This is a genomic window from Paraburkholderia sp. (assembly GCF_036488505.1).
Taxonomy (GTDB): domain Bacteria; phylum Pseudomonadota; class Gammaproteobacteria; order Burkholderiales; family Burkholderiaceae; genus Paraburkholderia.
Genome location: NZ_DASXHN010000256.1, coordinates 1 through 10,256 on the forward strand (window position 1 = coordinate 1; position 10,256 = coordinate 10,256).

The 10,256-nt window shown below is 62.7% G+C and carries 7 protein-coding genes and 1 pseudogene; 2 read left to right on the top strand and 6 right to left on the bottom strand.

The genetic code is table 11. The features are described from left to right. Positions 1 to 197: 197 nt before the first annotated feature. Positions 198 to 503 (bottom strand): hypothetical protein, encoded by a 306-nt coding sequence (locus tag VGH68_RS15525; protein ID WP_331604530.1) that lies wholly within the window; start codon positions 501 to 503, stop codon positions 198 to 200. 708 nt (positions 504 to 1,211) lie between these two features. Between VGH68_RS15525 and VGH68_RS15530 the strand changes: the two genes are divergently transcribed. Further along, on the top strand, positions 1,212 to 1,964 hold the full coding sequence (locus VGH68_RS15530; protein WP_331604531.1) for an SDR family NAD(P)-dependent oxidoreductase: 753 nt from the start codon (positions 1,212 to 1,214) through the stop codon (positions 1,962 to 1,964). A 185-nt stretch (positions 1,965 to 2,149) separates the two neighbouring features. Here the strand turns inward: VGH68_RS15530 and VGH68_RS15535 are convergent. From VGH68_RS15535 to VGH68_RS15555, 5 genes and pseudogenes are all read right to left on the bottom strand, one after another. Further along, a pseudogene (locus VGH68_RS15535) lies at positions 2,150 to 2,872 on the bottom strand (IS6 family transposase). A 124-nt stretch (positions 2,873 to 2,996) separates the two neighbouring features. Next, complete coding sequence (locus tag VGH68_RS15540) at positions 2,997 to 6,110, bottom strand: efflux RND transporter permease subunit (RefSeq protein ID WP_331604532.1); 3,114 nt, start codon at positions 6,108 to 6,110, stop codon at positions 2,997 to 2,999. After that, positions 6,107 to 7,318: an efflux RND transporter periplasmic adaptor subunit gene (locus VGH68_RS15545; RefSeq protein ID WP_331604533.1), complete on the bottom strand. Its 1,212-nt coding sequence runs from the start codon at positions 7,316 to 7,318 to the stop codon at positions 6,107 to 6,109. Before VGH68_RS15545 ends, VGH68_RS15540 begins: the two co-directional genes overlap by 4 nt. Beyond that, on the bottom strand, positions 7,315 to 8,796 hold the full coding sequence (locus tag VGH68_RS15550) for an efflux transporter outer membrane subunit (RefSeq protein WP_331604534.1): 1,482 nt from the start codon (positions 8,794 to 8,796) through the stop codon (positions 7,315 to 7,317). Before VGH68_RS15550 ends, VGH68_RS15545 begins: the two co-directional genes overlap by 4 nt. Before the next feature lie 151 nt (positions 8,797 to 8,947). Then, positions 8,948 to 9,625 carry a response regulator transcription factor gene (locus VGH68_RS15555; RefSeq protein WP_331604535.1) on the bottom strand — a complete coding sequence of 226 codons (678 nt, stop codon included), beginning with the start codon at positions 9,623 to 9,625 and terminating at the stop codon, positions 8,948 to 8,950. A gap of 160 nt (positions 9,626 to 9,785) precedes the next feature. On the opposite strand from VGH68_RS15555, the gene VGH68_RS15560 reads away from it, so the two are divergent. Continuing rightward, positions 9,786 to 10,256: response regulator transcription factor (locus VGH68_RS15560; protein ID WP_331604536.1), on the top strand; the 471-nt coding region annotated here is incomplete at its 3' end.

Below are 10,256 nucleotides of genomic sequence, written 5' to 3' on the forward strand. Positions count from 1 at the left end.
CGCTGGAAGGTCACAGGTCCGATTCATTCGTCAGAAAGAATTTAGGGCGGCCCATCCCAATTCATCCCCGGCGACATCCCCGAATCCGCTAGCCAGTTTCTGGAGACGACGGCGTATGCCTCTTCGAGAGACGCGTTCAGGCGTTCAGGAACGCCGGCGTGACTCAGGACTGACAGCCTGCCGCCTGTATCTGTGATTTACGGCCGGCGGATTGTATTGCCATCTCTCGCGGCCAGGCGCGCCGCGTCAATTGTATTCCGGGCCGTCTCGCAATTCGCATTGTACGGCTCCAGGTTCTCGGGGTCGCCCAATGGACCTCCCCGGACGTGATAGAAGCCATCAACGCCCTGGCCAACGCGCGCTTCGCTTTTGATCAGGAAGTCGAGCCGCGCGGTTTCGGCCTCGAGCTCGGCCGCTGCCTTCAGAAGCGCATGCCTCCACATCACGACATCGCCATCGACCAGAGGTAAGCATTCGGCCATGTGCCGCAACGCCTCGACCATAGTAGGAGGCGTTGCGGGACCACTCGTCTTTGTTTCTAACGTCACACCGATCTCCCGCTCGCCATTGGTGTCGACTAATCCTCAACCATCCAAACTACAAATATAGTCGCCGCGAGAAACAGGCAGCCCCCCAAAACCAGCGCGCCGAGAACGACCGGCTGCTTTACGCCAGGGGCCAAAGAGCCGAAAGGCCAATGCCTGCGTAGATCGCTTTTATTGCGCGCTTCGCCATGACCTCTCCCGCTCGCCTATGGCGACGAATCCATCGGGCCGCCTCGTTCGGCCGCGCATCTTTTAGCCGTCTCAGCACTTCATCCCGTGCGCTGAACTTCGGTGCTTCCACCCACGCGGCGAAGTCTGGCTCCCACTGCTTCCACCCATAGTCGTCCAGGTCGAACTCCTCTGCGACTTACCGTTCCGCCGAACGGCTGCTACGCGTACGTCCCTTAGTGGCCGACTGCCGCGGAGTGCGCGAACTAGCATCCCTGCTGCGCGAGGGACATATTCGTTTGTGCGCACAGGCGGGACCCTTTTTTCTGCATTCGGCAGTGCCTCGTTCCGCAAGGCTCGGCCGCAACAGACGTATGACCCGCGTGCGTGTTGACGTCGCAATTGATGGAACGTTGACGGTCTTACTGCGGACTACGCCGGCGAAATCTGAAAGTTCCGGCCATACTGGCGCTCACGTCACTGCCTGGAGGCAAGATCATGGGGTTAGATTTCAACGGAAAACGCGTCGTCGTCGCGGGGGGCTCGCGCGGCATCGGCCGCAGCATCGCACTCGGGTTCGCGCAGGAAGGCGCCTCCGTGTCCGTCTGTGCACGCAACATCGAAGGATTGAAAGCGGTCGAGGCCGAACTGGCCGTTTATGACCATGCGGTCCATACCGCGCCTTGCGATCTCGCTGACGGCGAGGCGATCAGCGCTTACGTTGCGGCCGCCGGCGAGGCGCTTGGCGGCATCGACATTTTGATCAACAACGCGTCAGGGTTCGGAGGCGGGGATACCGAAGCCGGCTGGGAGGCCGGTATTCAGGTCGATCTGATGGCAACGGTGCGTGCGGGTCATGCCGCATTGCCGTTCCTGCGGCAGTCGGCCAACGCCGCGATCGTCAATGTGACGTCCATCTCAGCGCTGCGTCCATCGTCACGCACGCAGTCTTACGCGGCGATCAAAGCCGCGGTCGTGCACTACACGGCTTCCCATGCATTGACACTCGCCCCGGATCGGATCCGTGTCAACGCGGTTGCGCCCGGCTCCATCGAATTTCCCGGTGGAGCGTGGGAACAGCGCAAGACTTCCGATCCCACGCTGTATGAGCGGATACTGGGTTCGGTTCCGTTCGGCCGGCTCGGAACGCCCGCGGAGGTCGCGAATGTTGTCCTGTTTCTCGCCAGCTCGCACGCGGGCTGGATCACCGGCCAGACATTGGTGGTCGATGGTGGGCAAGTGTTGACGTAAATGCAAATACGCACACGCGGGACGGACAAGGGGTCGCTGCGGAACGCAGCGTTCCTGCTCCGAGCAGAACGTGGTTGTACTTCCACCGTGCGGCTCGATTGCAAAGCGGACGGGCAGCGTCGCGGAAACGGTTGTGTCGCCATAAGAAGGCCTTGTCGAGTCAGTTCATATATGAAAAGGACTGGTTACATCACAATAAAATAGAATTGCTCAGCAGGATTTTGGGCGATGCCATCGTCTCGCATTTGTCCTTTCCGGATCATATGCATGACTTCTATGCCTGCCAGGATAATGCGGGCGCAGCGAAAATCCTTGAAGCCCATCATCGGCTTGACAATGCGTTTGATGGCACGATGATCCTGTTCGACGATGTTGTTCAAATACTTGACCTGCCGGACCTTGATGGGCGTTTCCCGTTCAGCGCTGATGGCCTGCAGGGCCGCCAGATTGGCCCCGCTTTTATCCATGGTCACGGTCTCGGGCGCGCCGTTGCGATCGATGGCCTTCTAGAAGTAGCGGCGCGCAGCAACCTTGTCGCGATGCGCCCGCAACAGGAAATCGACCGTATTACCAGCCTTGTCCACTGCGCGATACAAGTACTTCCACTGGCCGCGCACCTTGACGTAGGTTTCATCCATCTTCCAGCTCTTACCCACCGGACGTTTGTGCTTGCGAAAGGCTTTCTCGAACAACGGTACGAGCTTGACGACCCACCGATGGACGCTGGAATGGTCAACCTCAAAGCCGCGCTCAGCCATCATCTCTTCGAGATTGCGAAGGCTTAACGAGTAGGCCACGTACCACCGCACACACAGCAAGATCACATCCAGCGGATAGTGCAGTCGCTTCGGCACTTTCGCGATCCCTGGCGGTAATGTCTTTCGCGGCGTCTTGCCCGTCATGGCCATCGTGATCGTCTCAATTTCGGTTGCCGAATTTTACCTCATCGCCTTAGCGCGACAGAGCCGGAATGCGTGCCGACATGACACGGTGAGCATGGCGACCGCCCCGGCGGTTGCGCGCCGCCGGCGCTCAACCTAGCCGTTCGCGCTCGAGCATGCTGCCGTTCGCACGCGGTTTCGCCAGCCAATGCGACAGACGGTCGAACCACAGGTGCACCACCGGCGTCGTGAAGAGGGTCAGCATTTGCGAAAAGATCAGGCCGCCGACAATCGCGATTCCGAGCGGGACGCGCAACTCCGCCCCCGCGCCGTGACCGAGCGCGAGCGGCAGCGCGCCGAACAGCGCGGCGAGCGTCGTCATCATGATCGGCCGAAAGCGCAGCACGCAGGCCTGACGGATCGCCTCGCGCGGCGATAAGCCTTGCTCACGCTCGGCCACAAGCGCGAAATCGATCATCATGATCGCGTTTTTCTTGACGATACCGATCAGCAGGATGATCCCGATCATCCCCATGATCGAGAGATTCTGGCCGCACAGCATCAACGCAAGCAATGCCCCCACTCCCGCCGAGGGTAGCGTCGAAATGATGGTGAGCGGGTGAATCGCGCTCTCGTACAGGATGCCGAGAATCAGATACACCACGACGAGCGCCGCCGCGATCAGATACGGTTCGCTCGAAAGCGAGGCCTGAAACGCCTGCGCTGTGCCTTGGAACGACCCTGTCAAGCTGTCGGGTTTGCCTGCCGCGGTTTCGGCCTGGTGAATCGCCGTCACCGCATTGCCGAGCGATTGCCCCGGTGCCAGGTTGAACGAGATCGTCACAGCGGGGAACAACCCCTGGTGATTCACCGAAATCGGCGACACGTTGTTTTCGATCTTTGCGAGCGTATTGAGCGGCACCAGTTCATTGGTCAGCGGCGAACGCACGTAGAGGTGCGCGAGCGCGTCGGTAGTCAACTGAAAGCCCGGATCGACTTCCTCGACGACGTGGTACTGATTCAGCTGCGTGAACAGTGTTGCGATCTGCCGCTGGCCGAACGCGTCGTAGAGCGTGTCGTCGATGGCTTGCGCGGTAATGCCGAAGCGCGAGGCCGTACTGCGGTCGATCACGAGCGTCGCACTAGTAGCGGCCGCCTGCTGGTCGGAGGTGACGTCCGCCAGTTGCGGCAATTTCGACAGCTTGTCGGTTAGCACACCCGCCCAATGATTCAGTTCGTTGATATCCGGGTCTTGCAGCGTGTACTGATACTGCGCAGCGCTGATGCGGCCACCTACCTGAATATCCTGGCGGACCTGCATCGACAATGAAATGCCCATCACCTTCGCCAATTGCGGCTTCAGGCGATCGAGCACCTGCCCGGCGCTGTCCTTGCGCTGACCGAACGCCTTCAGGTTGATCATTACGCGGCCCTGGCTCACGGTCGGATTCGCACCCATCCAGTAGTAGACGTTATCAACGGCTGGATCGGCCTCGATGATGTCGCCTAGTTGCTGCATTTTCAAAGACATCGATCGCGGGGAAATATCCGGCGCGGCCTGCGCGACACCCATGATCAACCCGGAGTCTTCCTGCGGGAAGAAGCCCTTCGGGATCACAACGAACAGCGCGATCGTCGCGACGATCGTCGCGATCGTCACGCCAAGCATCAGTTTCGGCCAATTCAACACCCAATCGAGACCACGCTCGTAACGCCGCTCCACCGCGACAAAGCGTTTTTCGAGCCACGCTTCGAACTGGCGCATGGGCCCTGTGTCGTCCGGCTCGGGCAAACGGATCAGCCAGCCGCATAGCATCGGCGTGACGGTCAGCGAGACCAGCGCCGACATCAGGATCGCCGCACTCACCGTCACCGCGAACTCACGGAACAGGCGTCCGACAATGCCACCCATCAACAGGATCGGAATGAACACCGCGATCAGCGAGATCGTCATCGAGATAATCGTGAAGCGCACTTCCATTGCGCCCAGCAGCGCGGCTTTCATGCGCGGCACGCCTTTTTCGACATGGCGCATAACGTTTTCGATCACAACGATCGCATCGTCCACCACGAAGCCCACCGCGATGGTCAACCCCATGAGCGACAGATTGTCGAGGCTATAGCCGAGCAGGTACATCGCGCCGAAAGTAGCGACCAGCGACAACGGAATCGTCAGGCTCGGAATGATCGTCGCCCACAGGTTGCGCAGAAACGAGAAGATGACCATGACGACTAGCGCGACCGTCAGCATCAGCGTGAACTGCACGTCGTGCACCGACGCATTGATGGTTTGCGTACGATCGCCCACGACATGCAGATGCGCGGCGGCGGGCAGCGTCGCGTCCAGCGCAGGCAGCTTCGCCTTGATGTTGGCAATCGTCTGCACGACGTTGTAGCCAGGCTGCTTGTGAATATCGAGAATGATCGCGCGTTCGTGCTGCAGCCATGCGGCCTGCTGGTTGTCTTCGGCAGCGTTCAGAACGGTGCCGAGATCGGCTACGCGAATCGGCGCGCCGTTCTTGTACGCGACCACCAGATCGCGATACGCCGAGGCAGTCGTGATCTGGTCGGTGGCGTTGAAAATCACCGAGCGATCCGGGCCGTTCAGGCTGCCCTTCGGCGCGTTCACGGTCTGCAAGCCGACGATCGAGCGCACGTCCTCGAGCGTGAGGCCGCGCGCGGTGAGTTTGTCCGGATCGAGTTGGATACGCAGGGCAGGCCGCTGCTCGCCGTGGAAATCGACGAGGCCCACGCCTGGCAGCTGCGAAATCTGCTGCGCCAGATAGTCTTCGGCGTAGCTGTCGAGCTGCGTAAGCGTGAGCGATGGCGACGTCAGTGCGAGTGACAGTAAGGTGAAGTCGGCCGGGTTGACCTTTTCATAGGTCGGCGGGTTCGGCAGATTCTTCGGCAGGGTGCCGCCGGCCGCGTTGATCGCCGTCTGCACATCCTGCGCCGCGCCATTGATATCGCGCGACAGATCGAACTGCACGGCGATGTTGGTGGTCCCCAGCGAACTTGACGACGTCATCTGCGTGATGCCCGCAATCAACGAGAGTTGTCGTTCGAGTGGCGTCGCTACCGATGTCGCCATGGTCTCGGCACTCGCACCCGGCAACTTCGCCACGACCTGAATGGTCGGGAAATCGACCTGCGGCAAGGGCGCGACCGGCAGCAGAAAATAGGCTACCGCGCCCGCCAGCAGCACGGCGATGGCAAGAAAACTGGTCGCAATCCGCCGCTTGATGAACAGTTCCATCAGGCTCATAACGCATTGTCCTGCTTAGCCTGGCTGTCGGCCGGCTTTGCGTTGGCCGGTGCCTGGGCGACCGTCGGCACCGTGGTCGCCGCCACGCGCACGCCCGGGTTCAAGCGGCTTTGTCCATCGAACACAACGAGGTCTGCGGACGCGACGCCGCTGCGAATTTCTGTCATACCGTCGACCGTCACGCCGGTTTGCACCGCACGCATCTGCGCCGTGCCATTCGCGTCGATCACGTATAACTGCGTGCCGTTTTGCGTGTTCACGACCGCGCGGCTCGGCACGGCGAGCCGTTGCGTATCGGTGCGCAACAGCACGCGAGCATTCACCAGCTCGCCCGGCCACAGCTTGCGGTCCCTGTTGGTGAACGAGGCCTTGAGTTTGATCTGACCGGTGGTCGGATCGACCGTGCTGTCGATGAACACGAGCGTGCCGTCGGCGAGCGCTGTACTGCCGGAACGCGTCGTGACGTTCACCGCCAAAGGCGCAGCCGCCTGATTCGTGAGCAAATCGGGGAGCACGTCTTGCGGCACGGAGAACAACACGGTGATCGGCTCCATCTGCGTGACGGTGACGATGCCGGTCGCGTCGGTAGGATGCACGATCGCGCCGATGTCGGCCTCGCGCGCGCCCACACGGCCGGTGAACGGTGCGAAGAGGGTGGTGAAGCTCAGTTGCAGGCGATCGCTCTGCACCAGCGCTGCGTCGGCCGCGACAGTGGCGGCGAGCGCTTCGACCTGCGCCTTCGCGGTATCCACGGCCTGGGTGGTCGCTGCGCCAATGCCGACCAGTTTCGAGTAACGCGCGAGATCGAGCCTCGCGTTATCGAGCGACGCCTGGTCCTTGCGTTGCGCCGCTTCGGCCTGATGCAATTGCGCGGTGAGCGGGCCCTGGTCGAGTTGGGCGAGCAACTGGCCTGCCTTCACATCCTGCCCTTCCGTGAAGGCCACGCGCTGTAACTGGCCATCCACACGCACCTTGACGTCCACGGTATTGAGCGCCTGCACCGTACCCACTGCGGCCACCCAAATTGGAAAGTCGCTGTTCGCTGGATGGCCGGCGTTGACCGGCACCGCGGCCGCCGGCTTCACGGCTGGATGCCGTGGCCATAGCCACGCGACAAGAATCACGACAAGAAGAACAAACGCCACCAGGAGCGGCGCGCGACGGCGCGCGCCGGGCGCCTCATGGTTCGGAAGGTCGGCAGGTTTCATGAGCGGGAAGGCGTGGAAGTGGAAGCGGTGCCGCTATCGGTCACGCCGAAGCCGCCGCCGAACGCGCGAAACAGGCTCACCGAAGCTTGCAGGCGCGTGAGCCGCGCCTGCACCAGCGTGTCTTCGGCTTGAAAGAGCGTGCGTTGGGCGTCGAGTACGGTCAGAAAGTCGACGGTGCCGAGCTTGTATTGGGCTTGCGCGAGCGTGGCGGCTTTGCGGGCGGCGTCGGCGGCAGTCTGGTCGGCGGCTTCCGCGAGCTGCTGCTGTTGCGCGGCCGAGAGCGAATCCTCGACGTCTTGCAGCGCAGTCACGACGGCCTGTCGGTAGTCAGCGACACCTTTTGCTTCGGCGGCCTGGCTTGCGTGCAATTGACCACGCAGCGCGCCGCCGTCGAACAGCGGCGCGGCCAGCGACGCGGCGAGGCTGGCAAACGGACTCGACAGGAAATGCGAAAGCGACTTGCTGCTGAGCCCGCCGTCGGCGGTCAGCACGATGTTCGGCAGGAAGGCCGCGCGCGCCGCGCCAACGCTCTCATTGGCCGACTGCAGCTGTGCTTCCTTCGAGCGGATATCGGGGCGTGTCTCCAACAGGCTGGCCGGCAGATTCGGACCCGGTTGCGGAATGGCGATGCCGGCGAGCGCGGTGCCGTTGACCGTGAACTGCTCGGGCGCGGCGCCCACCAGCACGGCGAGCGCATGGATGTTGGTGTCCAGTTGTTGCTGCAACGCCGGCACCGCCGCCTGGAAGGTGGCGAGCGCATTGCGTTGCTGCTGGACCTGCAGCTCCGTCGCGACGCCCGCCTCCTGCTGCGCGAGCAACAATTGCAGAATGTGCGCGGCATCGTCTGAAATGGACCGTGCGATGGCCAGACGGCGGCGCAGGCTCTGGACCTGGAAATACGTGTCCGCCACCGATGCGGTCAGCGTCAACGCCACCGTATCGCGATCGAACTCGGACGCGCGCGCGAGCAGGTCGGCCGCGGTGGCGTTGGCGGCGTTGAAGCCCCAGAAGTCGATCTCGTAACTGGCTTCGGCGAACAGGCTCTGGGTCTTGGTGGTCGAACCACGCCCCTGGTGACTGCGGTCGAAGGTCGCGCCGAGCGACAGCGTCGGATACTGCGGCGCGCCGGCTTTCTCGGCGTTGCCGCGCGCCTGTTCGACGCTCGCAATCGCCGACGCCAGCGTAAAGTTGTTGCGCAGACTGCGAGCGACCAGCGCATCCAGCGCGGGGTCGTGATATTCGTGCCACCAGCCGCTCCTGACGGGGACAGTATCGGCGAGCGACGCGCCCGCCGCGCCGTCGAAGCCTGCCGCAAGCGGGGCACTCGGCCGTTGATAGGCCGGCACGAGCGAGCAGCCGGCCAGCATCACGACGCCCAGCGCCGACAGCGCGGCGCACACGGCAGCGCACATCGCCGGATAGCGCGCCCGAGGACTGGCGACACGCGCGAACGGCGCCGGATGGGACAGCGCTGACATTGGAGAACGCTCCGGCAACATGGGAAGGTCGCCAGATTAGTCAGCGGCTCCTGTCGGCGCTTTCGCCCAATAATGAAAAAATTTTAATGCGCCGCAAAGCGCCGTCGCAGCGCGCGTCCACGAGGCCGTCCATGTCGCGGCAAAGCCCCGGCTAAGGTGCCGGGTTCAGCATATAACCCGCCCCCACCACGGTATGAATCAGCGCCACCGGAAAATCGCAGTCCACTTTCGCCCGCAGCCGATGCATGTGCATATCGATGATATTGCCGCGCGGTTCGAAATCGTAATTCCATGCCGCCTCGAGCAGCATGCTGCGCGTCACGACCTGGCCTTCGCGACGCGCGAGGCATTCGAGCAACAGAAACTCCCGATGCTGCAGGCGCAGATCACGGCCGCCACGCGTTGCGGTTCGCGCCCGGGTATGGAGTACCAGATCCGCGCATTCGAGCCGCTCGCTCATCCGGCTGCGATCCGCGCGCCGCGCGAGCGCTTCGATTCTAGCCAGCACTTCGACGAAGGCATACGGCTTCATGAGGTAATCGTCGCAACCGGCGCGGATGCCCTCCACGCGGTCGCTCAGCCCGCCAACCGCGGACAGCATCAGCACCGGTGTGGTATTCCCGCCGGCGCGCAATTGCCGCACGAGCGCGATGCCGTCGAGCGCCGGCAGGAGGCGGTCGGTCACAATCACGTCGTAAATGCCTTCGCGCGCGTACGCGAGGCCGGTCGCACCATCGGCGACGGTGTCGACAATGAGACCGCTTTCGCTCAAGCCACGCGCCAGAAAGTGGCTGGCGCGCGTATCGTCTTCGACCAGCAGGATTCGCATACGCTAAACAGGTTGATGAGGCCAGCATTAAAATTTTTTAATGTTGGCGCGAAATGCCTGTGCAACTTCGCACGGCATACTTCGGGGCATTGTGGATACGAGCGTAGTGTACGCGGCCGCCTCGCCCAGGTTCGCCGGGCGCCCACTTCTGGAAAAACGTATGTCGAACGTACTGGTCGTCGAAGACGACGAGCAAACCCTCGCGGAGATCGTCGAAGCACTGACCGACCACGGCTGCAAGGTGCAGACCGCGCGCACGGGCCGCGACGGTTTGATGCTCGCGGTCGCCCACAGTTATGACGCCATCGTGCTTGATCGTATGTTGCCGGGCGGACTCGAGGGGCTTGGCATGCTGGCGGCGTTGCGCAGCGCTGGCGTGCTCACGCCGGTGTTGATTCTGAGCGCGCTCTCCGCGGTCGACGAACGTGTGCGCGGTCTGCGCGCCGGCGGCGACGATTATCTGACCAAGCCGTTCGAGTTCATCGAACTGACCGCCCGGCTCGACGCGCTGATGCGTCGGCGCGAAGCGGCGCCCGGCGTGCAGGAGTATCAGGTCGGCCCGCTGCGACTTGACCCGCTCAAGCGCGAAGTGAGCTTCGCGGGCCGCCCGGTGCCGCTCTTGCCACGCGAA